This is a genomic window from Corynebacterium striatum ATCC 6940 (assembly GCF_000159135.1).
Taxonomy (GTDB): domain Bacteria; phylum Actinomycetota; class Actinomycetes; order Mycobacteriales; family Mycobacteriaceae; genus Corynebacterium; species Corynebacterium striatum.
Genome location: NZ_GG667544.1, coordinates 1 through 807, shown reverse-complemented (window position 1 = coordinate 807; position 807 = coordinate 1). Strand labels below are relative to the sequence as shown.

The 807-nt window shown below is 53.8% G+C and carries 1 pseudogene; it reads left to right on the top strand.

The features are described from left to right. Window positions 1–664: pseudogene (locus tag HMPREF0308_RS12660) on the top strand (transposase); the annotation flags it as partial. Window positions 665–807 lie beyond the last annotated feature (143 nt).

Genomic DNA, 807 nt, shown 5'->3' with positions numbered 1-807 from the left:
CCGCGAGTTTTACAACACCAGGCGCCGCCATCAAGGCCTGCTAGTCGGCAAAATGCACATCACTCCAGCCCAAGCCCGTGAGCACTTCGCCCACGCTCAATCCCCAACACAACCCATTGACCCGGATGTGCTGTGGGCCAAGATTGTGAAGTCATACCGGGATACACACTCAGAAAGCGCGATACACCACGAGCATCGTATCGAGAATGGGGTTAAAGAGGCGATGGCGCCGGTTGTGGGAGAAGTTGCAGCTTCTCCCACAACCATCGATGACGATAACGAACCAATCCAGCAAGAATCATCTCCTACCATCAGTCCCACCGTAGACGGTCTATCCGCCCAGTCAAGCAACGCCTGGGGTATCCCCGACACACTGTGGATCAACAAAAGCGGAGTGGTGCGCATCCTGGGCTATGGATTCTATGTAGGACTCCGGTTTAAAAACCGGCTCATATACAGCCACGTTACCGATGACACCGCTGAGTTCTTCACTGATCATGATGGTGAAGCACTGTTTTCATTCCCACTGCCCATCAAGCTACTTGAGCGTCCAGCCGGCGGACAGATCAACATCGGGCATGTCGAAGGAATGTGGCACCGCCGGCCACCAGAGATCAAACCAATCCTGTCGCGTCCGCGCCCGTCGAGACGAAAGAAACCATAACCGGTAAGACGAGCTAGAGACTGTCCAAAAACACCAAAGACTCCCTGCCCAAAAAGCAGGGAGACTCCACGTCCAAAAAGTCATTGGACTCCTAGCCCAAAAAGCTACTGGACTCCGTGTCCAAAAAGCCCATGGACATAACA